Origin of the sequence: Serratia sp. 1D1416 (assembly GCF_003641105.1) — a bacterium.
GTDB classification, from domain to species: domain Bacteria; phylum Pseudomonadota; class Gammaproteobacteria; order Enterobacterales; family Enterobacteriaceae; genus Serratia; species Serratia ficaria.
Genome location: NZ_CP032738.1, coordinates 2,981,741 through 3,004,818, shown reverse-complemented (window position 1 = coordinate 3,004,818; position 23,078 = coordinate 2,981,741). Strand labels below are relative to the sequence as shown.

At 61.6% G+C, this 23,078-nt stretch carries 26 protein-coding genes and 1 pseudogene; 18 read left to right on the top strand and 9 right to left on the bottom strand.

The genetic code is table 11. From position 1 onward, the window contains the following. Positions 1–61 precede the first annotated feature (61 nt). The 5 genes from D7I37_RS14590 to D7I37_RS14570 all read left to right on the top strand — a co-directional run bounded on the left by D7I37_RS14590 (position 62) and on the right by D7I37_RS14570 (position 3,850). Positions 62–1,246 (top strand): MFS transporter, encoded by a 1,185-nt coding sequence (locus tag D7I37_RS14590; protein ID WP_061797719.1) that lies wholly within the window; start codon positions 62–64, stop codon positions 1,244–1,246. A gap of 59 nt (positions 1,247–1,305) precedes the next feature. Beyond that, positions 1,306–2,202, top strand: coding sequence for a LysR family transcriptional regulator (locus tag D7I37_RS14585; protein ID WP_061797720.1), 897 nt, complete (start codon positions 1,306–1,308; stop codon positions 2,200–2,202). A 104-nt stretch (positions 2,203–2,306) separates the two neighbouring features. After that, positions 2,307–2,648, top strand: coding sequence for an HNH nuclease YajD (gene yajD, locus D7I37_RS14580; RefSeq protein ID WP_061797722.1), 342 nt, complete (start codon positions 2,307–2,309; stop codon positions 2,646–2,648). 267 nt (positions 2,649–2,915) lie between these two features. Then, positions 2,916–3,551, top strand: coding sequence for an AAA family ATPase (locus tag D7I37_RS14575; protein ID WP_061797723.1), 636 nt, complete (start codon positions 2,916–2,918; stop codon positions 3,549–3,551). Then, the gene (locus D7I37_RS14570) at positions 3,548–3,850 is read left to right on the top strand and encodes a hypothetical protein (RefSeq protein ID WP_061797724.1); all 303 of its coding nucleotides are present in this window, start codon (positions 3,548–3,550) and stop codon (positions 3,848–3,850) included. Before D7I37_RS14575 ends, D7I37_RS14570 begins: the two co-directional genes overlap by 4 nt. Positions 3,851–3,906: 56 nt before the next feature. On the opposite strand, the gene D7I37_RS14565 is transcribed toward D7I37_RS14570, so the two are convergent. After that, positions 3,907–4,050 (bottom strand): hypothetical protein, encoded by a 144-nt coding sequence (locus D7I37_RS14565; protein WP_242502695.1) that lies wholly within the window; start codon positions 4,048–4,050, stop codon positions 3,907–3,909. Positions 4,051–4,109: 59 nt separating this feature from the next. Between D7I37_RS14565 and D7I37_RS27050 the strand changes: the two genes are divergently transcribed. Then, positions 4,110–4,286, top strand: a complete 177-nt coding sequence (locus D7I37_RS27050; protein WP_165283101.1) for a hypothetical protein — start codon at positions 4,110–4,112, stop codon at positions 4,284–4,286. Between the two features lie 160 nt (positions 4,287–4,446). Here D7I37_RS27050 and D7I37_RS14560 read toward each other — a convergent pair whose 3' ends face one another. The 3 genes from D7I37_RS14560 to D7I37_RS14550 all read right to left on the bottom strand — a co-directional run bounded on the left by D7I37_RS14560 (position 4,447) and on the right by D7I37_RS14550 (position 8,296). Then, on the bottom strand, positions 4,447–4,770 hold the full coding sequence (locus D7I37_RS14560; RefSeq protein ID WP_129543914.1) for a DUF1493 family protein: 324 nt from the start codon (positions 4,768–4,770) through the stop codon (positions 4,447–4,449). A gap of 183 nt (positions 4,771–4,953) precedes the next feature. Next, the gene (bglX, locus tag D7I37_RS14555) at positions 4,954–7,251 is read right to left on the bottom strand and encodes a beta-glucosidase BglX (RefSeq protein ID WP_061797733.1); all 2,298 of its coding nucleotides are present in this window, start codon (positions 7,249–7,251) and stop codon (positions 4,954–4,956) included. A 115-nt stretch (positions 7,252–7,366) separates the two neighbouring features. Next, positions 7,367–8,296, bottom strand: coding sequence for a LysR substrate-binding domain-containing protein (locus D7I37_RS14550; RefSeq protein WP_129543913.1), 930 nt, complete (start codon positions 8,294–8,296; stop codon positions 7,367–7,369). Positions 8,297–8,415: 119 nt separating this feature from the next. On the opposite strand from D7I37_RS14550, the gene D7I37_RS14545 reads away from it, so the two are divergent. After that, positions 8,416–9,570: a methionine aminotransferase gene (locus D7I37_RS14545; protein WP_129543912.1), complete on the top strand. Its 1,155-nt coding sequence runs from the start codon at positions 8,416–8,418 to the stop codon at positions 9,568–9,570. A gap of 33 nt (positions 9,571–9,603) precedes the next feature. Further along, positions 9,604–10,383, top strand: coding sequence for an ABC transporter substrate-binding protein (locus tag D7I37_RS14540; RefSeq protein WP_061797739.1), 780 nt, complete (start codon positions 9,604–9,606; stop codon positions 10,381–10,383). 33 nt (positions 10,384–10,416) lie between these two features. Here the strand turns inward: D7I37_RS14540 and ddlA are convergent, their stop codons facing one another. Then, positions 10,417–11,520, bottom strand: coding sequence for a D-alanine--D-alanine ligase (ddlA, locus tag D7I37_RS14535; RefSeq protein ID WP_061797741.1), 1,104 nt, complete (start codon positions 11,518–11,520; stop codon positions 10,417–10,419). Positions 11,521–11,689: 169 nt separating this feature from the next. Here ddlA and D7I37_RS14530 point away from each other — a divergent pair, with 169 nt between their 5' ends. The 4 genes and pseudogenes from D7I37_RS14530 to D7I37_RS14515 all read left to right on the top strand — a co-directional run bounded on the left by D7I37_RS14530 (position 11,690) and on the right by D7I37_RS14515 (position 15,813). Continuing rightward, the gene (locus tag D7I37_RS14530) at positions 11,690–11,893 is read left to right on the top strand and encodes a ParD-like family protein (protein WP_006324220.1); all 204 of its coding nucleotides are present in this window, start codon (positions 11,690–11,692) and stop codon (positions 11,891–11,893) included. Then, complete coding sequence (gene map, locus D7I37_RS14525) at positions 11,890–12,684, top strand: type I methionyl aminopeptidase (RefSeq protein WP_061797743.1); 795 nt, start codon at positions 11,890–11,892, stop codon at positions 12,682–12,684. The genes D7I37_RS14530 and map overlap by 4 nt, the downstream gene beginning before the upstream one ends. A gap of 118 nt (positions 12,685–12,802) precedes the next feature. Further along, the gene (gene dld, locus D7I37_RS14520) at positions 12,803–14,512 is read left to right on the top strand and encodes a D-lactate dehydrogenase (protein ID WP_129543911.1); all 1,710 of its coding nucleotides are present in this window, start codon (positions 12,803–12,805) and stop codon (positions 14,510–14,512) included. 450 nt (positions 14,513–14,962) lie between these two features. Then, positions 14,963–15,813 (top strand): annotated as a pseudogene (locus D7I37_RS14515) (DMT family transporter). A gap of 51 nt (positions 15,814–15,864) precedes the next feature. On the opposite strand, the gene D7I37_RS14510 reads toward D7I37_RS14515, so the two are convergent. Then, on the bottom strand, positions 15,865–16,455 hold the full coding sequence (locus tag D7I37_RS14510) for a Yip1 family protein (protein WP_061797747.1): 591 nt from the start codon (positions 16,453–16,455) through the stop codon (positions 15,865–15,867). Between the two features lie 205 nt (positions 16,456–16,660). Between D7I37_RS14510 and D7I37_RS14505 the strand changes: the two genes are divergently transcribed. The 4 genes from D7I37_RS14505 (at position 16,661) to D7I37_RS14490 (ending at position 19,527) form a co-directional block, all read left to right on the top strand. After that, positions 16,661–17,128, top strand: coding sequence for an acyltransferase (locus D7I37_RS14505; protein ID WP_061797748.1), 468 nt, complete (start codon positions 16,661–16,663; stop codon positions 17,126–17,128). Next, a complete protein-coding gene (locus D7I37_RS14500) occupies positions 17,128–17,670 on the top strand; it encodes a GNAT family N-acetyltransferase (protein WP_129544773.1) in 543 nt (180 codons plus the stop codon). The genes D7I37_RS14505 and D7I37_RS14500 overlap by 1 nt, the downstream gene beginning before the upstream one ends. Positions 17,671–17,772: 102 nt before the next feature. Continuing rightward, positions 17,773–18,600, top strand: a complete 828-nt coding sequence (locus tag D7I37_RS14495; RefSeq protein ID WP_129543910.1) for a DUF1460 domain-containing protein — start codon at positions 17,773–17,775, stop codon at positions 18,598–18,600. Between the two features lie 114 nt (positions 18,601–18,714). Next, positions 18,715–19,527: a MetQ/NlpA family lipoprotein gene (locus tag D7I37_RS14490; protein ID WP_129543909.1), complete on the top strand. Its 813-nt coding sequence runs from the start codon at positions 18,715–18,717 to the stop codon at positions 19,525–19,527. Positions 19,528–19,539: 12 nt separating this feature from the next. Here the strand turns inward: D7I37_RS14490 and D7I37_RS14485 are convergent, their stop codons facing one another. Together D7I37_RS14485 and D7I37_RS27355 are read right to left on the bottom strand one after the other, a co-directional pair. Continuing rightward, on the bottom strand, positions 19,540–20,139 hold the full coding sequence (locus D7I37_RS14485) for a LysR substrate-binding domain-containing protein (protein ID WP_242502694.1): 600 nt from the start codon (positions 20,137–20,139) through the stop codon (positions 19,540–19,542). Continuing rightward, on the bottom strand, positions 20,136–20,417 hold the full coding sequence (locus tag D7I37_RS27355) for a LysR family transcriptional regulator (protein ID WP_242502693.1): 282 nt from the start codon (positions 20,415–20,417) through the stop codon (positions 20,136–20,138). Before D7I37_RS27355 ends, D7I37_RS14485 begins: the two co-directional genes overlap by 4 nt. Positions 20,418–20,519: 102 nt before the next feature. Between D7I37_RS27355 and D7I37_RS14480 the strand changes: the two genes are divergently transcribed. After that, on the top strand, positions 20,520–21,446 hold the full coding sequence (locus D7I37_RS14480) for a DMT family transporter (protein WP_095096344.1): 927 nt from the start codon (positions 20,520–20,522) through the stop codon (positions 21,444–21,446). Positions 21,447–21,548: 102 nt separating this feature from the next. Then, positions 21,549–22,091 (top strand): GNAT family N-acetyltransferase, encoded by a 543-nt coding sequence (locus D7I37_RS14475; RefSeq protein ID WP_095096341.1) that lies wholly within the window; start codon positions 21,549–21,551, stop codon positions 22,089–22,091. A gap of 31 nt (positions 22,092–22,122) precedes the next feature. Here the strand turns inward: D7I37_RS14475 and D7I37_RS14470 are convergent, their stop codons facing one another. After that, positions 22,123–23,040, bottom strand: a complete 918-nt coding sequence (locus D7I37_RS14470) for a DUF808 domain-containing protein (RefSeq protein WP_061797756.1) — start codon at positions 23,038–23,040, stop codon at positions 22,123–22,125. Positions 23,041–23,078 lie beyond the last annotated feature (38 nt).

Genomic DNA, 23,078 nt, shown 5'->3' with positions numbered 1-23,078 from the left:
TGATCTCTGTCACTCCGCGCCTGGCGCGCGGTTAACGCATTCACCTGAGAAGAGCGGCGCTATGCTGAATAATAACGATAAACCTGCACCTTCACCCTGGCTGGCGGTGTTCTCGCTAACGGTCGCCTGTTTCGTGATGGTCACCACCGAGTTTCTGCCTATCGGCCTGCTGACCAACATCGCCCCCGCTCTCGGCGTCAGCACCGGCACCGCCGGGCTGATGGTCACCATGCCCGGCATCGTCGCGGCGGTGGCGGCACCGGTGCTTAGCCTAGCTTCGGGCCGGTTGGATCGGCGCCTGCTGATGCTGGGGCTGTCGCTGTTGCTGATGGTCTCCAACCTGGTGTCGGCGCTGGCGGTCAACTTCCCGATGATGCTGCTGGGCCGCGTGCTGTTGGGCATCTGCGTCGGCGGCTTCTGGTCGTTCGCCGCCAACTACGGCCGCCATCTGGTGCCGGAGGCCAGCCAGGGCCGCGCCACCGCGCTGATCCTGAGCGGCATTTCGGTCGGCGCGGTGTGCGGCGTCCCCGCCGGGGCGCTGATTGGCGATCTGTTCGGCTGGCGCGCCGCCTTCTTCGGCAGCGCAGTGCTGGCGGTTGGCGTGCTGTTGGCGCAGCTGCGGCTGCTGACATCGGTACCGCCAAGCCGGCCGGTAACGCCGCGCGATCTGCTGCTGCCGCTGCGCCTGCCGATGGCGCGCATTGGCCTCATCGCCATCGTGCTGCTGTTTATCGGCCACTTCGCCGCTTATACCTACCTGCGCCCGCTGCTGCAGCAGGTGTTCGTGCTCAGCCCGTCGGCGATCTCGCTGCAGCTGCTGGCCTACGGCGCCATCGGCCTGCTGGGCACCTTCCTCGGCGAGCGACTGGCCGAACGCAGCCTGCGCGCCACCTTTATCCTGATCGCCGCCATGCTGGCGGGCATACTGATCGTTTCGCCGTTCCTCAGCGGCATCGCCGGCGCCACGCTGATGGTGGTGGTCTGGGGGCTGGCCTTCGGCGCGGTGCCGGTCTGCGCCACCAACTGGATGTTCGCCGCGGTGCCGCAGGCCCCGGAAGCCGGGCAGGCTTTGCTGGTGTGCGTGATCCAGATTGCGTTGGCCTCCGGCGCGCTGCTGGGCGGCGAAGTGGTCGACTGGCAGGGCGTCAGCAGCGCCATGCTGTTCGGCGGCGCGCTGACGCTCTCCGCCGCGTTGGTATTTGGCCTGAGCTTGCGCTCCGGCATGATTGGCGCTAAACAGTCATAATCATTATCTATCAGCAGAAACACCCCCCGGCGATCGTCGGGGTTTTGCATCGAGAGCCTATGGACCATCATTTACTCGCTATCCGGGTGTTCAACCGCGTGGTGGAAACCGGCGGCTTCACCCGCGCCGCCGACTCGCTGCGGATGCCGAAGGCCACCGTCACCAAGCTGATCCAGAGTCTGGAGGATCACCTGCAGACCAAGCTGTTCCAGCGCACCACCCGCAGCGTGTCGGTCACCGCCGAAGGCGAGTGCTATTACCAGCGCACGGTGAAATGGCTGGCGGAGCTGGAACAGATGGAAGGCTGCCTGACCGAATCGCAAAGTTCGCCGCAGGGGGTGCTGCGCATCGACGCCGGCGGCTCGACCGCCCGCCAGCTGCTGCTGCCGGCGCTGCCCGGTTTTTTTGCGCGCTATCCGCAGATACAGATTGATCTGAGCGTCAGCGATCGCATTATCGATCTGATTAGCGACAGCGCCGACTGCGTGATCCGCAGCGGCCCGCTGGCCGACTCCAGCCTGATCGCCCGGCGGCTGTTCGAACTGGACTGGGTCACCTGCGCCACCCCGGCCTACCTGGCGCGTCACGGCACGCCGCACCATCCCTGCTCCCTGGAGCAGGGCTATCCGCTGGCGCACTATCGCCATGCGCTCAACGACCGCATTCATCCGCTGCACTTTGTCGATCGCGGCAAAGAGATCGATATCCAGCAGCGCTATCCGGTCAGCGTCAACGAAGGCAATGCGCTGCTGGCCGCCGGGCTGGCCGGGCTTGGCATTATTCAGACCTTCCGCTTTATGGCGCAGCCGCATCTCGACAGCGGCGAACTGGTCAGCCTGCTGCACGACTGGCAGCCGCCGCCGGAGCAAATGTACGTGGTATATCCCTCCAACCGCCACCTGAGCGGCAAGCTGCGGGCGTTTATCGACTGGGCAGTGGAGACTTTCCAGGGATGAATAACTGATTAACCGTTCGGCACAGAGATGCGCCGCACGTTGTCATCCGCCGGTCTGTGGTATTATCCGCTGCAATACTGTGACTACCCTGCGGACAACCTCTCATGGCCTATATCCCAAAAAACTACGCAAAGCTGGAAACCGGCTACCGCGAAAAAGCGCTGAAACTTTTCCCCTGGGTGTGCGGACGCTGTTCGCGCGAGTTTGTCTATTCCAACCTGCGCGAACTGACGGTGCACCATATCGACCACGACCACAGCAATAATCCGGAGGACGGCAGCAATTGGGAGATGCTGTGCCTGTATTGCCACGATCACGAACACTCCAAATACACCGAAGCCGACCAATACGGCTCCAGCGTGGTGGCCGGTGAAGATGCGCAAAAGGACGTCGGCGTCGCCACGCACAACCCGTTCGCCGATCTGAAAGCGATGATGAAGAAGTGACCCCGAATAGCTTAATAAGCAGTTAACTTATTAAGCTATTAATTTACCAAAACCCCGCCGGCCGCCGATTTCCCAGAGAATTCCTACTTACCCGCTTAGTAAGTTGCCAGCAAAATAAGCTGCGCAGTTAAGCGCATACTCGCTTGGCAAGCCGCCGCAGTTGGGGCATATTGTTCACGAGTTGTCGTTGTTAACCTGTTTAATTATCAACCTGATAAGCGCATTAACTTAATAAGTTACCCGCTTAATAACTTGAGAGATGGCAGCATGATTGTTCTGATTGGCTCGCAGAAAGGTGGCGTAGGGAAGTCGACAAAAGCGGTGAATATCGCCGGATATCTGATCCTCAAGCAGGGAAAGACGGCGATCATCGTCGACGCCGACGACCAAAAATCAATCATGACCTGGTATAACGATCGCCAGAACGTCGACGGCCTGCCGCACATTCCGGTGGTCGCCGCCTCGGGCAAAATCAAGGAAACCCTGCTGGAGCTGGATCGTCACTATGACTACGTGATTGTCGACACCGCCGGCCGCGACAGCGCCGAACTGCGCTCCGGCCTGCTGGCCGCCGACCTGTTCCTCTCCCCGCTGCGCCCTTCGCAGATGGACCTCGACACCATCGGCTACCTGTCGGAAATGTTCTCCACCGCCCAGGAATACAACGAGAAGGTGAAAGGCTATATCGTGCTGAACATGTGCCCGACCAATATCTTCATCAACGAGGCCAACGAAGCGGCGCAGGTGCTGAGCGAGTATCCGGAGTTCACGCTGGTGAGCAACCGCCTGTGCGACCGCAAGATTTATCGCGATGCCTGGGGGGAAGCGATCACCGTGCATGAGGCGCATAACGAAAAAGCGCAGACGGAAATCGAAAGCCTGGTGAAAGAGGTGATCCTGTGAAAAAGCGCACGCCGACCCATCGCATGTCGGAAGACGAGTTCATCAACAGCGCCACCTCGCACACCCTGATCCCCCCCGCCCCGGCGCCCGAAGCCAAACCGGCCGGCCGCAAACGCACCTATAAGGCGATTTCGGTCAGCCTGACCGACAGCCACGTAGAAGCCATCGATGAGGTGATCGTGCAGGCGGCGCGCAACGGCATCGTGCGCATTACCCGCTCCGATATCATCAAGCTGGCGATCGACGGGCTGGCGGACAAAAGCGAAGAACAGCTGCTGCAGCTGCTGAAAAAACTGTAGCCAGCTGCCAGCCTGCCAACTTAATAAGTCGGCAGGCTATGACTGCGCCGCGGACCTCACGGCGGCAAAAAACCATTCCGCCGCAGAATTTCCTGTCCCTGCTCAGCCAAAATAAAGTCGGCCAGCCGCTGCGCCCGCGCATCCAGCAGGCACAGGCCGTAATCGGCCATCACCGCCAATGGCGGCTCAAACTGCCGCACCGCCAGCGCGGGGTAAGCGGCCAGCGCCGGCGCATAGCTGGCGTAACCTGAACGACCTGGTGATTGACGAACAGGGGGTGTTCAGCGACGGCATTGAGGGGCACAACGCCTACACCGGCATCACCGGCCATATTGGCCTGTTCGGTGCTTATGGGGGGGCGTTCAGCGAGTCAGAAATGATGACGCTGATCCAGAAGGGGCGCAGCATCATGAAAGGGAACGGCACGGTAATTTAATGGGAAAGGCCAGGCAACCGGTCTTATTGCTGTTTGCGGCGCGCCTGGTAATCGGTGTATTCACCCAGCAGCCACAGCGGAATTTCCACAAGCAAGGCGGTGGCAGGCAGGCCGCCACACTCTGCAACGCCCGTTACGATTTGGCCTGCTGCCACCATTGTTAGTAAAGCCAGCGCCCGGCCTTGGCTGACTCAGCAAACATGCGTACGGTCAGCGGAATCTTTGATTGCCGTAACGGGGTTCGAGTAAACCACTTACGGAAGAACCACTCAATCTTCCAGGGATAAAACGTGTCCCAGTTGAAGCCCGAGACATCCACGCCAAAGACTTCGCCGTACTTCTCTATAGCCCAGGCCAGTTCCTCGTCTTCAGCATACTCCTGAAGCGCTGTATCCAGCTCCAGCGGGATGGTCTTGAAAGATAACGTTGCCAGAGCGGAGATTTCCGACCTGAAGAACCTCAGAACGTCTTCGTCGGTTACCATCGCCTATCGTCTCCGCGAGCAATCTTGTTGTACTTGGTGGTGACGTTAATGATATAGCGATAGGCCGAATGAAACAATCAACCGCCTCCGGCAGCGCACGATAATAAGAAGCGCGACGGCGGCGGTACAGGCCGGGTAACCCGCGATGGATCCCCCTCTCACCGGCCGGAGAGGGGGAGAGATTTACTTCAGCGTAAAACTTTGCGCCTGCACGTTGTCGGAATCCAGACCGACGAATACGTTGAACTTGCCCGGTTCTGCGCCCCACTTCAGGCTGGCGTTATAGAACTTGAGGTCGTCCTCGGTGACTGGCAGCTCCACCCGTTGCGACTGGCCGGCCTTCAGCATCACCTTTTTGAAATTGCGCAGCTCTTTCACCGGCCGGCTGACCGAGGCGGTCACGTCCTGCAGATACAGCTGCACTACGGCGGCGCCGTCGTATTTGCCGGTGTTTTTCAGCGTAACGCTGGCGGTGATTTTGCCGTTGCGCGCCAGGCTCGGGCTGGAAAGCGTCAGGCCAGACAGGCTGAAGGTGGTGTAGCTCAGGCCGTAGCCAAACGGATACAGCGGGCCGTTCGGCGAGTCAAAGTAACGCGAGGTGTACTTGCCCGGATTTTCTTTGCCGAACGGACGGCCGGTATTCAGGTGATTGTAGTACAACGGGATCTGGCCAACCGAACGCGGGAAGGTCATCGGCAGCTTGCCCGACGGGTTATAGTCGCCGAACAGCACGTCGGCCACCGCGTTGCCGCCCTCGGTGCCGCTGTACCAGGTCTCCAGCATCGCGTCCGCCTGCTGGCTTTCCCAACTGAGCGCCAGCGGCCGGCCGTTCATCAGCACCAGCACCAGCGGCTTGCCGGTGGCCTTCAGCGCGGCGATCAGGTCGCGCTGGCTCTGCGGGATGGTGATATCCGCGCGGCTTGAGGCTTCGTGCGCCATCCCCTGCGACTCGCCCACCACCGCCACCACCACGTCGGCCTTGTTGGCCGCCTGCACCGCTTCGTCGATCATCTGCTGCGGCGGCCGGGTGTCGAACGCCACCGCCGGCTCATACTCGTTCAGATAGTCGATAATGCTTTTGTCCTGCGTGACGTTGGCGCCCTTGGCGTAGAGGATCTGCGCCTTGTCGCCCACCGCGCGCTCCAGCCCTTCGCGCAGGGTGACCGACTGCTTGGCCACCCCGGCGGCCGACCAGCTGCCCATCACGTCGCGCTGGCTGTCGGCCATCGGCCCGACCAGCGCAATGGTGGCCTGCTTGCTCAGCGGCAGCGTGTGTTTATCGTTTTTCAGCAACACCAGGGTCTTGCGCGCCACCACCCGCGCTTCGGCGCGATGCAAACGGCTTTCGGCGTTGGTGTCCTGCGGATCGGACCCGACCGGCCCCAGGTGCGTATAAGGATCCTTGAACAGACCCATGTCGTATTTGGTGTTCAACACGTCGCGGCAGGCGCGGTCGATTTCACTCTCCGACACCAGCCCGTCTTTCACCAACCCCGGCAGGTATTTGTCGTAGTACTCGTCGCTCATGCTCATATCGACGCCGGAGGTGATCGCCAGCCGCACCGCATCGCGGGCGTCCTCGGCCACGCCGTGTTTGATCAGCTCCTTGATCGCGCCGTGATCGCTGATGGTGATGCCCTTGAAGCCCCACTGGTCACGCAACAGCTCTTTCAACAGCCACGGGTTGGCGGTGGCCGGAATGCCGTTGATCGAATTGAGCGACACCATTACCCCGCCGCTGCCGGCGTCCACCGCCGCCTTATACGGCGGCAGGTAATCCTGATGCATGCGCAGCGGGCTCATGTCGACGGTGTTGTAATCGCGGCCGCCCTCGGTGGCGCCATACAGCGCGAAGTGTTTGACGCTGGCCATCACCGAGCCGGGTTTGGACGGATCGCCGTTCTGGTAGGCGTCGACCATCACCTTGGCGATTTTAGACACCAGCCAGGTGTCCTCGCCGAAGCCTTCGGATACCCGGCCCCAGCGCGGATCGCGGGTAATGTCGACCATCGGCGCGAAGGTCATGTTGAGGCCGTCGTCGCTGGCCTCCTGCGCCGCCACCCGCCCGCTGAGGGCGATGGCCTCCAGATCGAAGCTGGCCGCCAGCCCGAGGCTGATCGGGAATACCGTACGCTGGCCGTGCACCACGTCGTAGGCGAAGAACAGCGGGATCTTGAGGCGGCTGAGCTGCATCGCCTGATCCTGCATCGCCCGGATGTCGGGCCGGGTGACGGTGTTGAAGATGGCGCCGATCTGCCCCTTGCTGATGCCGTCGCGGATCGCCTCTTTCGGATTATCCGGGCCGACGCTGATCAGCCGCAGCTGGCCGATTTTCTCTTCCAGCGTCATCTGCTTCATCAGGTTGCTGACGAAGACATCGCGCTGCTGGGCGTGAATGCCCTGCGCTATCGGCGTTTCCTGCGCAAAAGCCGGGCTGATGGCCAGACCGGACAACATACTCACCACACAAAGCCATTTCATGTTGTTTTATCTCAGGCGTGTTCCCGCCGCAGAAGGCCGCAGGATGATTAATCAAAGTGAAGAAACAGTTTGCCACACTCTGTTTCATCGCAAAGGGAATTCGTATCGTTAATATTTACAAAGCATTACAGGCGACGGAAAGGGTTTTTCGCTGCCAGGCGCGGCTGTTGGCCGCCTCGTCGCCGAGGAAACTCACCAGCGCGGCTAATGTCGGCGGCAGCACCGCCCGTTCAGGATAGACCAAATAATAGGCCGCGCCGCTGACCACGCTGAGCGGGAACGGCGTGACGATACGCTGCGCCTGGATGTCTTCTTCCAGCAGGCACAGATCGCCGATGGCGATGCCGAACCCCTGCAGGGCGGCGCTCATCGCCAGATCCAGCGTATCGAAGTGCTGCGCCTTGCCGGAGGGCAGCGCGTCGCTCCCCGCCGCCTTCAGCCACATCAGCCAGTCGCGCCGATCGCGCGTCGGGTGCAGCAGGGTTTTGTCCGCCAGATCGGCGGGCAGCGGCGGGCGCGACAAATCCGGCAGATAAGACGGCGTGCAGACCGGGGTGAGAATTTCGTCGAACAGATGATGCGCCGTCAGCTTTTTGCCCGGCGGCCGGCCGAACGCCACCGCGGCGTCGAAATGCTCCGCGCCGAAGTCCAGCCCGTGCGACACCGATGCGGTCAGCTCGATGTGCATTTCCGGCCGTTCGTTCTGCAGCCGGATGATGCGCGGCAGCACCCAGCGCATGGCGCAGGTCGGGCACTTGATGCGCAGCGTGCCCGGCTGCGCCCCGACGCGCTCCAGCGCTTCGTCCAACTGGCCCAGCGCCTGCTGCACCGGCACCAACAGCATGGCGCCCTGCGGCGTCAGCGTCAGGCCGCGCGCCCGGCGGATGAACAGCGGATAACCCAACCGCTGCTCCAGCCCGAGGATCTGGCGGCTGACCGCCCCCTGCGTCAGGTGCAGCGCCTGGGCGGCATGGGTAAAGTTGAGGCGTTGCGCCACCGCAACGAAGGTTTTCAACACGTCGAGCGACGGCAGCGTCATCGGCATGGCGGGCCTCGATTAGGTATGATTTGAATGCATGGCTAGTATGACAAACTTTCCCTTGTCCGCCTATCCGGCCTGATGCCTAATCGTTCGATACTTCCCTTCCTTGCCTGGAGCCCATCATGCAGAGCGCCTGCTCACATCGCTCAAAGCTGCCGGACGTCGGCACCACCATTTTCACCGTGATCGGCCAGCTCAGCGCCGAACACCAGGCCCTGAACCTGTCGCAGGGCGCGCCCAATTTCGCCTGTGAACCGCAGCTGGTCGAGGCGGTGGCGCAAGCCATGCGTGCAGGTCATAACCAATATGCCCCGATGAGCGGCGTGGCGGCGTTGCGCGCTGCGCTGGCGGCTAAAGTCGAAACATTGTATGGCGCCCGCTACGATGCCGACGAAGAAATCACGGTCATCGCCAGCGCCAGCGAAGGATTGTACTCGGCAATCAGCGCGCTGGTGCACCCGGGCGACGAGGTGATCTACTTCGAGCCGGCGTTCGACAGCTACGCGCCGATTGTCCGGCTGCAGGGCGCTACGCCGGTGGCTATCAAGCTGTCGCTGCAGGATCTGCACATCGACTGGGACGAGGTCGCCGCCGCCATCAACGTCAGGACGCGGATGATCATCGTCAACAGCCCGCACAACCCGACCGGCAGCGTGTTCGACGAGCACGACATCGCCCGCCTGACCGCGCTGACCCGCAATACCGACATCGTGATTTTGTCCGATGAAGTATACGAACACGTGGTGTTCGACGGCGATATCCACCACAGCATGGCGCGTCATCCGCAGCTGGCCGAACGCAGCGTGATCGTGTCGTCGTTCGGCAAGACCTATCACGTCACCGGCTGGCGCGTCGGTTACTGCATGGCGCCGGCGGCGCTGATGGACGAGATCCGCAAGGTGCACCAGTTCATGGTGTTCTCCGCCGATACGCCGATGCAGTACGCCTTCGCCGCGGCGCTGGACAACCCGCAAAGCTATCTGGGGCTGGCCGAGTTTTACCGGCAAAAACGCGATCTGCTGGCCGGCGCGCTGCAAAATTCGCGCTTTGAATTGCTGCCCAGCCGTGGCAGCTTCTTTATGCTGGCCCGCTTTAGCGGTTTCAGCGACGAAAGCGACAACGATTTCGCCGTGCGTTTAATTCGCCAGGCCAAGGTCGCGACTATCCCGCTGTCGGCGTTCTACAGCGACGGCACCGACACCGGCATCATCCGGCTGAGTTTTGCAAAAGATAACGAGACCCTGCGGGAAGGCGCGCGTCGTCTGAGCCAGGTGTAATTTTTGTTTGACCATGGGAAAGGGGCACTGACTATGAAAGCACTGAAAACGCTGATCGCCGCGGGATGCCTGCTGGCCGCCGGCTCCGCGCCGGCGGCGGAAAACACCCTGCGCTTCGGCCTGGAGGCGTTGTACCCGCCGTTTGAATCCAAATCCGCCAGCGGCAAGCTGGAGGGCTTCGATATCGATCTGGGCAACGCGGTATGCGCCGCCGCCCAGTTGAAATGCAGCTGGGTGGAAACCTCGTTCGACAGCCTGATCCCGGCGCTGCAGGCGCGCAAGTTTGACGCCATCAATTCGGCGATGAACGTCACCGACCAGCGTCGCCGGGCGATCGCCTTTACCGATTCAATCTACCAGGTGCCGAACCGGCTGATCGCCAGGGCCGACAGCGGCTTGCTGCCGGACGCCAAATCGCTGGCGGGCAAACGCGTCGGCGTGCTGCAGGGCTCGATTCAGGAGATTTACGCCAAGGCGCACTGGGCGCCGCAGGGCGTGGACGTGGTCTCTTATCAGGACCAGAACCAGGTTTATCTCGATCTGGCCGCCGGGCGCCTCGACGCCACGCTGGTGATGGCGCCGTCGGGCCAAAGCGGCTTCCTGTCGCAGCCGGACGGCAAGGGCTTCGCCTTTGTCGGCGACGCGGTCAGCGACGACAAGATCCTCGGCGAAGGCATCGCCTTCGGCCTGCGCAAAGACGATGCGGCGCTGCAGAAAAAGCTGAATGAGGCGATCGCCAAGGTGAAGCAGCAAGGCACGGTCGCCGCGCTGTCGAAGAAGTATTTTGGCGATATAGACGTGGCGGTGAAATAAAGCACCGGGGCGGAATTTCCGCCCCTGATGCTTTTAGCGTTCGAACACCGAGCTGTGCAGCGCGCGATCTTGCTGATGACGCTCCAGCGCCAGCTCGATCAGACGGGTGATCAGTTCGCCGTAGCCGATGCCGCTGGCGGCCCACAGCTTGGGATACATGCTGATGTTGGTGAAACCCGGCAGCGTGTTGATTTCGTTAATCACCACGTTGTTGTCCGGCGTCAGGAATACGTCGACCCGCGCCAGGCCGAAACACTCCAGCGCCCGGAACGCTTTCAGCGCCACCTCGCGAATTTTATCGCTCACTTCCGGTTCGATGGCCGCCGGCACCACCACCTGAGCGCCCTGCTCGTTGATGTATTTGGTGTCGTAAGAATAGAAAGCGTCGCTCAACACAATCTCGCCGCACAGGCTGGCCTGCGGTTCGTCGTTGCCCAGCACCGCACACTCGATCTCGCGGCCGACGATCGCCGACTCCACCAGCACCTTATGGTCGAAGCCGAACGCCAGCGCCACCGCCGCATCAAAGCCGGCGCGATCCTGCACCTTGCTGACGCCCACCGAGGAGCCCTGATTGGCCGGTTTGATAAACAGCGGCAGGCCCAAACGCTCGCTCAGCTGTTCAAAGCTGAACTTGCCGCGGTTGGCGCGCGTCAGGGTGACGAACGGCGCCACCGCCAGCCCGGCGTCGCGCAGCAGGCGCTTGGTCACGTCCTTGTCCATGCTCACCGCCGACCCCAGCACCCCGGCGCCGACGAACGGCATGTTGGCCATCCGCAGCAGGCCCTGCAACGAGCCGTCCTCACCCAGCGTACCGTGCACGATCGGGAATATCACGTCGAGCTGGCCCAGCGGGCCGGCGCTGCCGGCTTCGATCAGCTGCTGTTTTTCCTGGCCCGGGATCAGCGCCACGTTTTTATTCGAGCGGTTCAGCGCGATCAGCGCCGGATCCTCCGCATTCAGCAGATAGTTGGAGGCATCGTTAACGTGCCATTGCCCCTGTTTGTCGATACCCAACAGCGTGACGTCAAACTTCTCTTTGTCGATAGCATCCACAATGTTCTTGGCCGACTGCAGCGACACCTCATGCTCAGCCGATTTACCGCCGAAGATCACCCCAACACGTAGTTTAGTCACGCCTAAAATCCTTCTGAAAAATCATGGCAAAAAAGTCGTTTATCACAATAAACGCATTGCCCGGCGGCGGCAATCGTTGTCACCAGGAATCTTCTTACGCCACGGAATGCCACATCCTCGCCATCCAAAACGTATACACTTCGTATATTGTTCGTTTCAGGAGCCGCCGATGGGCATCGTAAAAATTTCAGACGCGCTGCATGACGATCTGCGCCTCGCCAGCCTGACCATGACGCGCTCGATCAACGCGCAGGCGGAGTACTGGATCAAGATAGGCATGCTGGCCGAGTTCCATCCGGAACTGACCTACCCGCAACTGGTGAAAAAAATGATGAAAGATAACGCGCTGACGCTGAAGGAGATTGTCGGGTGAAAGAGATTGTGATCAAAACGCCGGAAGAGATTGCCAAAATGCGTCACTCTGGCGCCCTGTTGGCCAAGGTGTTTGCTATGCTCGATGAGGTGATTGTCGAAGGCATCTCGACCATGGAAATCAACGACCGCGCCGAGGCGTTCATCGTTGATGAGCTGAAATCGCGCCCGTCCAGCAAGGGACAGTACGATTTTCCCTATGTGCTGAACACCTCGATCGACGAAGTGGTGTGTCACGGCATTCCGTCGGTCAGCAAAATCCTGCGTTCGGGCATGATTGTCAACGTCGACATCACGCTGGAAAACGGCGGCTATATCGCCGACTCCAGCAAGATGTACTGCATCGGCCAGGTGACGCCGCTGGCCAAGCGGCTGGTGAACAATGTGTACGAATCGATGTGGCAGGGCATCCGCGCGGTGAAGCCGGGCGCGACGCTGGGCGATATCGGCCACGCCATTCAGCAGCACGCCGAACGGGCCGGCTACGCCATCGTGCGCGAATACTGCGGCCACGGCATCGGCCGTGACATGCACGAAGAGCCGGCGGTGCTGCACTTCGGCCAACCGGGCACCGGCATGGCGCTGCAGGAAGGCATGGTGTTTACCATCGAGCCGATGATCAACCAGGGCGACCGCCGCATCAAGCAGAAGAAAGACGGCTGGACGGTGATCACCCGCGACAAGAAGCTGTCCGCTCAATGGGAGCACACCCTGGCGGTTACCGCCGACGGCGTGGAAATTCTGACGCTGCGCGACGAAGAGCGCCGGGCCGGGTATGCAGAACGTTATTAAACCACTAGCTTAACAAGCTAATAAGCCACTAATTTAGCATTGCCTGCGGCATGCGCATTGCGGCCAACGCCCTGTGGGCCGCACTGTGCAAGACCCCGGGTATGACAGGGAGATCGGCATGACGCAGTCAGGCAACCAGGCGTTTCTCAACCAGCTCAAAGACATCGTCGGCGGCCCGCAGCTGCTGACCGGCGAACGCAGCACCGAACGTTACCGTAAAGGATTCCGCTCCGGCGAAGGCCAGGCGCTGGCGGTGGTGTTCCCCACCCGCCTGCTGCAGCTGTGGCGCATTCTGGAGGCCTGCGTGGCCGCCGACAAGATTGTCATCATGCAGGCGGCCAACACCGGCCTGACCGAGGGTTCGACGCCCAGCGGCAACGACTATGACCGCGATATCGTCATCGTCAGCACGCTGCGCCTCGACCACGTCCAGGTGCTGGACAACGGCAAACAGGTGGTCGGCTTCCCCGGCAGCACGCTGAATCGGCTGGAAAAGCTGTTGAAACCCTACGGCCGCGAGCCGCATTCGGTGATCGGCTCCTCCTGCATCGGCGCCTCGGTGATCGGCGGCGTGTGCAACAACTCCGGCGGTTCGTTGGTGAAACGCGGCCCGGCCTACACCGAGATGGCGCTGTACGCCCAGCTGGGCGAAGACGGCCAGCTGCGGCTGGTGAACCATCTGGGGATTAAGCTCGGCGATACGCCGGAAGAGATCCTCACCCGGCTGGAAAAAGGCGACTATCGGCCGGAAGACGTCGAGCACGGCGAGCTGCGCGCCTCCGACAACGAATACGCCAGCCGGGTGCGCGACGTCGATGCCGACACCCCTTCCCGCTTCAACGCCGACAAACGCCGCCTGTTTGAGGCCTCCGGCTGCGCCGGCAAGCTGGCGGTGTTTGCCGTGCGGCTCGATACCTTCGAAAAGGAAGGCAAGGAGCAGGTGTTTTACATCGGCACCAACGACACCGCGGTATTGACCGAACTGCGCCGCCATATGCTGAGCAAATTCGAGAACCTGCCGGTCGCCGGCGAGTACATGCACCGCGATATATTCGACATCGCCGAGGTGTACGGCAAAGACACCTTTATGATGATCGACAAGCTCGGCACCGATCAGATGCCGCGCTTCTTTACCCTGAAGGGGCGCATGGACGCCAGCCTGAACAAGCTGCCGCTGCTGCCGCACAACCTGACCGACCGGTTGATGCAGGGGCTGAGCCATTTTGCGCCCAGCCACCTGCCCAAACGCATGAAGGAATACCGCGAGCGCTTCGAACATCACCTGCTGCTGAAGATGGCCGGGCCGGGGGTGGAAGAGGCGCAGCAGTATCTGAGCCGCTACTTCTCGCAGGCTGACGGCGCCTTCTTCGCCTGCACCGCCGACGAGGGCAAGAAGGCGTTCCTGCACCGCTTTGCCGCCGCCGGCGCGGCGGTGCGCTACCATGCGGTGCACGCCGACAAGGTGGAGGATATCCTGGCGCTGGACATCGCCCTGCGCCGCAACGATACCGAGTGGTTCGAAACCCTGCCGCCGGAGATCGACAGCCAGCTGGTGCACAAGCTGTATTACGGCCACTTTATGTGCCACGTGTTCCACCAGGACTACGTGGTGAAAAAAGGCGTCGACAGCCATGCGCTGAAAGAGAAAATGCTCGAAATACTCGATCGTCGCGGCGCCGAATACCCGGCGGAGCATAACGTCGGCCACCTGTACCAGGCCAAGCCGGATCTGCAGGCGTTTTACCGCGCCGCCGACCCGACCAACAGCTTCAACCCCGGCCTCGGCAAAACCAGCAAGCGCAAAGGCTGGGCCGGCAACGCCCGGTAACATCTGCCGGCGGCGTATGCCATACCAGCGGCGACATCGAACCAGCCAAAGAGCGGGCCTCGCGCATTAAGGCCGGTATGGCGTACATCAACTCGCTGACCAACACCGGCCCGGGGCGCGCTGATTTTATGTTGCGCGCCCCGACAAACTTGATTATCTTTAATCCGTTATCCTTTCCCGGCACCCAGGAAAATTCATGATGCAGTTTGCGCACGCTACGGACCCGACAACCGCGACCCTTCCGGCCGCCGTTTCGTCGTGCGCACCCTCCGCCCCACCCGCCGTTTCTTCTGTCGTCTCCGCGGTCGCCGCTTACCCGCCACGCATCGTGGTTGTGCGCTAAGCCAAACCGACCGTTTACTTACCTCCGGCTTACTGTCAATTTTTTGCGCTCGGGCGTAGACCGCCGCGCATGCCGGAGCCTGTAATTTTCACGACAGGTGAAATGAAATGCGATTACCTTCTCACTGGCCCAACGCCGGCCTGGCTACGCTGTTCGTCCTGCTATGGAGCAGCGGCGCGATCTTCTCCCGCTGGGGTCTGGAGCACGCCTCCGCCTTCGCTTTCCTGTTCTTCCGCTGCGCCATCGCGCTGGCGCTGCTGCTGGCCATCGGCCTGTGGCGACGGCAATGGCTGCCCGCCCCCGGCACCCGCTGGCGCGTTGCGCTGATCGGGCTGCTGATGATCGGCAGCTACCAGATTTGCTATCTGCTGGCGCTGGAAAGGGGCATTACCCCGGGGTGCTGGCCACGCTGCTCGGCGTGCAGCCGATCCTCACCCAGTTCATCACCGAACGGCGCTGCGCCGGGCTGCGCGGCCTCGGCCTGCTGCTGGCGCTGGCCGGGCTGACGCTGGTGGTGTATCAAAGCCTGATGGTGGCTCACTTCTCGCTTATCGGCATGCTGTGCGCCTTTATCGCGCTGGGCTGCATGACCGCCGGCACCCTGTTGCAAAAAGGCATGGCCCAGCCGCCGCTGGCGGTGTTGCCGCTGCAGTACGCCGTCGGGCTGTCGATGTGCGCGCTGGCGCTGCCGTTCGAGCCGCTGCGGGTGGCGTGGCGGCTGGAGTTCGTGCTGCCGCTGCTGTGGATGGCGGTGGTGATTTCGGTGCTGGCGACCTTCCTGCTGTACCGGCTGATCCAGCGCGGCAACCTGGTGCAGGTCACCAGCCTGTTTTATCTGATCCCGGCGGTCACCGCCCTGCTGGATTATCTGCTGCTCGGCCACGCGCTGGCGGCGATGAGCCTGTTGGGCATGGCCGGCATCGTGCTCGGCGTGATGCTGGTGTTCCGCCGACCTTAAAAAGCAAAAGCCCCTCGCGCCGGCGGCGCGAGGGGCAACAACGAGCTCAGCTTAGAATAACCAGGAACCATACCCCCACAGCAGCACCGTCACCCCGAGCAGAAACTCCAGCAGCAGGATGCCGATGGCGAAGGTCGAGCTGGAGAAGATAAACCCTTCCTTGCTGTCGATATTCAGGAAGTGCGGGATGCCCAGATTGAGCAGATAACCCGAGTAGCACAGGCCGACGATGCCGACGAACAGGCACAGCCACACCACCGGATAAAGCGCCACTACCCCGCTGAGGAACATCGGGGTGGCGACATAGCCGGCAAACACCATGCAGCGATGCAAGCTGGGGCGCGATTCATAACGGCGCGCCATCCAGTGAATGACTTTCCCCATGATCGCCACGCCCGCCAACATCAGCAGGTAAAACGCCACGGCGGTATACAATGCGGTAAACATATCGAGCCGGATCGCATGCCCCTCTCCGGAGAGCCACCCCAGCTGAGTGGTGCCGATAAAGGCGCAGACCACCGGGATCGCCGCCAGTAACAACACGTGATGGGTGTATAGGTGCGAGACGCTTTCGTTCTCGCTTTTAATGTGTTCGAACTCGGTGCTTGGATGCGCCAGCAGTCCCCAAACATGATTAACCATGAGACACCTCCTCCATCGCCGTAGGTCGCGATCGGCGAACGAATTTCACACCTCTGACGGATTGCTGCCCGTACGAGGATTGCGGCCACGGGGCTCTCTCCCCTGCACTAATTATAGTCTTTTGCCGAAAAAACGTGCGGAAAGCCGCGAGACGGCGGCGGTTTGTCTTATAATCCCTCCAGTGAGCAAAGCCGTGAGGAATGCCATGTCATCTGCCATAACCCTGCGTCAGGCGGGAATTGTCGACGTTGACGCCGGGCGCAACGTCACCCTGATCGAACCCTGCAACCTGTACGGCTGCCGGCTCGGCGACGACGTCTTCGTCGGCCCGTTTGTCGAGATCCAGCGCAATGTCAGCATCGGCGCGCGCAGCAAGATCCAGTCGCACAGCTTTATCTGCGAATACGTCACCCTCGGAGAGGACTGTTTTGTCGGCCACAACGTCACCTTCGCCAACGACCTGTTTAAACAGGGCGCGCCCAATGCCGATCCGGCGAGCTGGGGCCGCACGCGCATCGGCGATCGGGTGGCCATCGGCTCCGGCGCCACCGTGCTGGCGGTAGCTATCTGCAGCGACGCGGTGATTGGCGCCGGGGCGGTGGTCACCCGCGACATCACGCGCCGCGGGATCTACGCCGGCAATCCGGCGCGCTTAATCCGGGAGCTGACATGATGGGCCCGGCCATTCAGATCGCCGCCGTCGGTCAGCTGCCCGCCGGCTATCTGGCAAGCTGCGACTTCAGCTTTCAGATAACCTGCTATGCCCAGCCGCTGTTCGACACCCCGATCGACCGCTGGCCGATCCGCCCGGTAGCGCCGTTTCGCAAGCACTATCCGCTGGCGCCGTTCGTCAATGAGGAAAGCGAGACCTTCCTCGCCCGCCACCGCGGCGAAGCCGTCGGCCATATCACCCTGAGCAAAAACTGGAATGGCTATACGCTGATTGAGGAGATCGCGGTCGGCGCCCACATACGCCGCCTGGGGGTCGCCAGCGCGCTGCTGGACTGCGCCAAAGACTGGGCGCGGCGGCAGGAAACCTCAGGTATGATGCTGGAGACGCAGAACAACAATCTGGTGGCCTGCCGCTGCTATCAGCGCTACGGGTTTATCCTCGGCGGCATCGACCACCTGCTGTACCGCGCGCAACCGGAAATCGCCGACCATGAAATCGCGCTGTTCTGGTATCTGCCGTTCAACAGCGAGATCGGCTACTGATGTGGGTCATCGTTTAGACTGTGTTTAATGCTTAACCACTCGCCAAGGGATGAGAACTGTTATCATTTATATGATAACCACGCGAAACCATTGGAGGGTTGAATGTACAAGGTTGTTTTACTGATGCTAGTTATAGCCATGAACGGGTGTACCCCGCGTCCGCCTGCCGACGCGCCGCCGAATACCGCGTCATCCCCGACGGATCCCCAGGTGAAGATCGACGACGCCACCTCAAGCAAGCTCGATGAGATCCTCGCGCTGCGCGCCGGCTGGCCTGCCGGGCAGGCCGCTGGCCGCACCCGCGCGCTGATCGCGCAGCAATTCCTCGGCACGCCTTACGTCGCCAACAGGCTGATCGGTTCGCAGCATACGCCGGAGCAGCTGGTGATCGACTTCCGCGGGCTGGATTGCTTTACCTACATCGACTACGTCGAAGCGCTCAGCCAGGCCGATACCCGCGCCGGGTTCGTCCGGCGTCTGATCCGAACCCGCTATGTCAACGGCGAGGTCAGCTTCCAACAGCGCAAACACTTCTTCACCGACTGGGCGCAGCGGCCTGCGGCGGTGGCGAAAGACATCACCGCGCAGCTCAGCCCGCACGCCGTTACGCTGAACAAAAACCTCAACGAGAAAGCGGACGGCAGCCGCTATCTGCCGGGGCTGGACAACCTGCGCCGCAGCGTCACCTATATCCCCAGCGACCATGTCGACGCCAAGGTGCTGGCCCAGCTGCACACCGGCGATTATATCGGCATCTATACCAACCTGCCGGGGCTGGACGTCACCCATACCGGCATCTTTGTCATGACCGACGGCGGCCCGGTGCTGCGCAACGCGTCATCGCGCAAGGAAAACATGCGGGTGGTGGATTCGCCCTTTATGGATTACGTGCTGGCCACGCCGGGTATCCTGGTGCTGCGCCCGCTTTAACGGTTATTAGCTATAGCCGTTTGTGCTGAACAAGCATTTGACTTGGCCGGCGGTTCAGGCTTAGCTGTCAGAACAAAACCAACTGATTTTATTGTTCTTTTCAGGGAGAAGTCGATGACCAAAAGCTGGCGTTTCACCCCTCTGCTGGCGGCTTTGGCCGCCGTGATGGCGCTGCAGGGCTGCGATCAAAAAACCGACCAGAATCACATCAAGGTCGGAGTGATTAACGGCGCCGAACAGGACGTGGCGGAGGTCGCCAAGCAGGTGGCGAAAGATAAATACGGTTTGGAGGTCGAACTGGTCAGCTTCAGCGGCTCTTTGCTGCCGAACGACGCCACCGACAAAGGCGAGCTGGACGCCAACGTGTTCCAGCACCGGCCGTTCCTCGAGCAGCAAAACAAGGATCACGGCTACAGGCTGGTGGCGGTCGGCAATACCTTCGTGTTCCCGATGGCCGGCTACTCGAAGAAAATCAAATCGCTGAAAGAGTTGCAGGACGGCGCGGTGATCGCCATTCCGCTCGACCCGACCAACCTTGGCCGCGCCCTGCTGCTGCTGGAAAAAACCGGCCTGATCGGTTTGAAACCGGGCAAGGGGCTGTTGCCCACTGCGCTGGACATCAGCGCCAACCCGCATAACTACAAAATCATGGAGCTGGAAGGCGCACAGCTGCCGCACGTGCTGGACGACCCGAAAGTCACCGTCGCCATCATCAGCACCACCTATATCAACCAGACCGGGCTGACGCCGACCAAAGACGGCATCTTTATCGAAGACAAAAATTCGCCGTACACCAACATCATCGTGACGCGCGAAGACAACCGGCATGCGCAAAAGGTGCAAAACTTCGTCAAGGCCTACGAATCGGACGAGGTAGCCAAAGCCGCGGAGAGCATCTTCAACGGCGGCGCGGTAAAAGGCTGGTAAACCGCGGTCATTTCACCCGGCGGCGTCCACCAGCCGGGTGATCCCCGCCGCCCCCGCATAGCACTCCAGCAAAAACGCCGTCACGGCGACAATGCCCGGCGCATGGCGAATATCATCATGCACCGTCAGCCAGATCTCGCGGCTCAGCGCCTGCTCCGGCGACAGCCGCTGCAACCCGGCGTCCTGCGCCACAAAATGCGGCAACAGCGCCACGCCGGCGCCGGCAACCGCCGCGGCGGCCTGGATCATCAGATCATTGCTGCGCAGCGCCAGCGGCCGCGAACCCGCCTGTGCCAACAGCCAGCGCTGCTGCGCCGGCGCGGCGCGATCGTCGTGATAGCCGATAAACGCGCGCTCCGCATCCGGCGTAACCTGCAGATAATCCGCGTCGGCGTACAGGCCAAACTCCACCGTGCCGATTTTCCTCGCCACCAGATCGCTTTCATTGGCGCGACTGAGCCGGACGGCGATGTCGGCTTCGCCGCGCAACAGCGAGCGGTTAGCGGTATCCGCCAGCAAGACGGGCCGCAGATCCGGATAACGTCTCTGCAGCTCGCCGAGGCGCGGCGCGATCAGCTTCACCCCCATTACCGGCGGTACACTCAATGTCACCTCGCCCGATACGCCCTGCCGCCCCCCAGCGCCGCGCGCCCGACGGCAAACGCATTGAGCGCCATGGCGTCGCCCTGCTCGGCGATGCGTAACCCATCGGCAGTCATCAGGTAACTGCGTGGGCGACGATCCACCAGCTTCAGCTGCAACGACGCCTCCAGGCTGGCGATGCGCCGTGCCACGGTGGCGTGATCGACCTGCAGGCTGCGTGCCGCGCCGGACAGCGATTTTTCGCGTGCGAAAACCATAAAGTAGTGCAGATCTTCCCAGTTGAACATGGGTGTTTTCTCACATGCCAAGTGAATGTATAGGGAATTCTACCGCAAAGAGCACGAGCGCAAACTGTTTCCCGTTCGCATTATCAACAAAAGGAAACCGTTATGACCCCTTCTCTGCCGCTGGCCTATTTGGGCGTGATCGTCGCCACCTTTTTTTGGGGCACCAATTTCAACGTCGGCGCTTACATCATCGCCCATCAGCCGCCGATTAGCGCCTCGATAGAACGTTTCAGCCTGGCGACCTTGATGCTGTTGCTGGTGTTCGGCCTGCGCGGCCAGCTGCGCCTCAGCGCGCTGAAAAACAACTGGCCGGCCTATCTGGGCCTCGGGGTGCTCGGCTTTACGGTATTTAACCTGTGCACCTTCTTTGGCCTGCAATCCACCTCGCCGGTCAACGGCGCGCTGATCCTCGCCACCACGCCGCTGTGGACCATGGTGTTCAGTGTCATCTGGGAGCATGAAAAACTGAGCCCGGCGCGCGTCACCGGTTTGCTCTCCGGGTTTATCGGCGTGGCGCTGGTGATCACCCAGGGCGATATCCAGACGCTGTTGCGACTGGATATCAGCCCCGGCGACGGCATCATTCTGCTCGGCAGCCTGGCCTGGGCGCTGAATATGGTCGGCACCCGACGGTGGGTGCGCAACGCCACCGCCGTCGAAACCACCAGCTACTCGATGCTGTTCGGCACGCTGGCGCTGCTGCCGCTGGGCATGCTGTTCGAAGATCCCCGGCAAAGCCTGGCCGCCGCCCCGCTCGGCGTGCATGCCGCGGTGGCGTATCTGGCACTGTGCGGTTCACTGCTGGCCTATTTGTTGTGGTTCAACGGGCTGGAAAAAATCGGTTCGGTGCGCACCGCGATCTTCTTTAATCTGGCGCCGGTATTCACCATGCTGGTGGCTACCCTCACCGGCCATACCCCTAACCTCTGGCAACTGGCCGGGGCGGCATGGGTGATCCTCGGGGTGCTGCTGGCATCCGGCGCGCTGCGGCGTTTGGCGCCGGCGCATCCGGCGGCCAGGCAGCCATAGGTTTTCCTTATCTTCGCTATAAGAAAGCCCGATTTACCTTAACCTCGGGCCGGGAGCATAATGCGGCTATCTTCTGATTTATCACGGTAAACAGGAACCGCCATGATGCTTTCCGCCCCGCTACTGACCCTCACGGACGCCACGCCCGACGACATGGCCGCGATACAGCAGATTTACGCTCACCATGTGCTGCACGGCGCGGCGTCGTTTGAAGAAACCCCGCCGACGCTGGCGGAAATGCAGCAGCGGCGCAGCCAGGTGCTGCAAGCCGGCCTGCCCTGGCTGGTGGCCAAAAGCGACGGCCGCATCCTCGGCTACTGTTACGCGACGCCCTATCGGCCGCGCCCGGCTTACCGATATACGGTGGAGGACTCGGTGTATATCGCCGAAGGCCAGCAGGGCAACGGCATCGGCAAAGCGCTGTTGGCTGCGCTGATCGCCCGCTGCGAACAAGGCCCCTGGCGGCAAATGCTGGCGATCGTCGGCGATTCGGCCGCCAATCAAGGTTCGCTGGCGCTGCACCAAAAGCTGGGGTTCAACGACGTGGGCACGCTGAAAGCGGTGGGTTTTAAATTGGGAGAGTGGCGCGACACCCACATCATGCAGCGTGCGCTGGGCGAAAGCGGCGCTACTGCGCCGCGGTGAACATGGCGGGGGCAGGACGCCCCCGTTTTTGTCAGGCTTTCAAACGCGCGCGGATGGCGCCCAGCGACGACACCAGCAACAGTACCGCAGCGCCGGCGATCAGGCCGAACGCCACGTTCAGCAATGCCGGAATGACGCCCTGCAGAATATGGCCAAAGGTCGGCACCACGGTGGCGTAAGACGCCCAGTCCTCGAACAGGTGGTGCACCGGCGGCAGACCGTGGGTCAGGATGCCGCCCCCGACCATAAACATGGCGATGGTGCCGACGATCGACAGCGTTTTCATCAGGTATGGCGCGGCGCTGACGATGCCGCTACCGAGCGTGCGGGCCAGCGCGCCGCTTTTGCGGCTCAGGTACAATCCCAGATCGTCCAGCTTGACGATGCCCGCCACGATGCCGTAAACCCCCACCGTCATCACGATGGCGATGCCGCACAGCACGATCACCTGTTGGCTGAACGCCGCGCCGGCGACGGTGCCCAGCGTGATGGCGATAATCTCGGCGGACAGCACGAAGTCGGTTCGCACCGCCCCTTTTACCTTGCGTTTCTCATAAGCCGCCACGTCCTCGTTGGCGTCCAGCGTTTCCTGTGCCTCCGGCGTCGATTTGGCATGCGCCAGGCTGTGGTACACCTTCTCGAAGCCTTCGTAGCACAGGTAGGCGCCGCCCACCATCAGCAGCGGCGTGATGGCCCAGGGCGCAAAGGCGCTGATCAGCAGCGCCAGCGGCACCAGAATGGCCTTATTGATCAACGAGCCCTTGGCGACGCTCCACACCACCGGCAGTTCACGGTCGGCCTTTACCCCACTGACCTGTTGCGCGTTCAGCGCCAGATCGTCCCCCAGTACCCCGGCGGTTTTTTTCGCCGCCATTTTGGTCATCAACGAGACGTCGTCCAGCAGTGAAGCGATGTCATCGATTAAAGTCAGTAAGCTACTTCCGGCCAAAGTGGTTCATCCTTTTTAAATTCATGGGTCATTATCCG

Coding starts and splice junctions, on each gene's coding strand:
- D7I37_RS14590 (WP_061797719.1), top strand. CDS start 62: ATGCTGAATAATAACGATAAACCTGCACCTTCACCCTGGCTGGCGGTG.
- D7I37_RS14585 (WP_061797720.1), top strand. CDS start 1,306: ATGGACCATCATTTACTCGCTATCCGGGTGTTCAACCGCGTGGTGGAA.
- yajD (WP_061797722.1), top strand. CDS start 2,307: ATGGCCTATATCCCAAAAAACTACGCAAAGCTGGAAACCGGCTACCGC.
- D7I37_RS14575 (WP_061797723.1), top strand. CDS start 2,916: ATGATTGTTCTGATTGGCTCGCAGAAAGGTGGCGTAGGGAAGTCGACA.
- D7I37_RS14560 (WP_129543914.1), bottom strand. CDS start 4,770: ATGGTAACCGACGAAGACGTTCTGAGGTTCTTCAGGTCGGAAATCTCC.
- bglX (WP_061797733.1), bottom strand. CDS start 7,251: ATGAAATGGCTTTGTGTGGTGAGTATGTTGTCCGGTCTGGCCATCAGC.
- D7I37_RS14550 (WP_129543913.1), bottom strand. CDS start 8,296: ATGCCGATGACGCTGCCGTCGCTCGACGTGTTGAAAACCTTCGTTGCG.
- D7I37_RS14545 (WP_129543912.1), top strand. CDS start 8,416: ATGCAGAGCGCCTGCTCACATCGCTCAAAGCTGCCGGACGTCGGCACC.
- D7I37_RS14540 (WP_061797739.1), top strand. CDS start 9,604: ATGAAAGCACTGAAAACGCTGATCGCCGCGGGATGCCTGCTGGCCGCC.
- D7I37_RS14530 (WP_006324220.1), top strand. CDS start 11,690: ATGGGCATCGTAAAAATTTCAGACGCGCTGCATGACGATCTGCGCCTC.
- dld (WP_129543911.1), top strand. CDS start 12,803: ATGACGCAGTCAGGCAACCAGGCGTTTCTCAACCAGCTCAAAGACATC.
- D7I37_RS14510 (WP_061797747.1), bottom strand. CDS start 16,455: ATGGTTAATCATGTTTGGGGACTGCTGGCGCATCCAAGCACCGAGTTC.
- D7I37_RS14505 (WP_061797748.1), top strand. CDS start 16,661: ATGTCATCTGCCATAACCCTGCGTCAGGCGGGAATTGTCGACGTTGAC.
- D7I37_RS14500 (WP_129544773.1), top strand. CDS start 17,128: ATGGGCCCGGCCATTCAGATCGCCGCCGTCGGTCAGCTGCCCGCCGGC.
- D7I37_RS14495 (WP_129543910.1), top strand. CDS start 17,773: ATGTACAAGGTTGTTTTACTGATGCTAGTTATAGCCATGAACGGGTGT.
- D7I37_RS14490 (WP_129543909.1), top strand. CDS start 18,715: ATGACCAAAAGCTGGCGTTTCACCCCTCTGCTGGCGGCTTTGGCCGCC.
- D7I37_RS27355 (WP_242502693.1), bottom strand. CDS start 20,417: ATGTTCAACTGGGAAGATCTGCACTACTTTATGGTTTTCGCACGCGAA.
- D7I37_RS14480 (WP_095096344.1), top strand. CDS start 20,520: ATGACCCCTTCTCTGCCGCTGGCCTATTTGGGCGTGATCGTCGCCACC.
- D7I37_RS14475 (WP_095096341.1), top strand. CDS start 21,549: ATGATGCTTTCCGCCCCGCTACTGACCCTCACGGACGCCACGCCCGAC.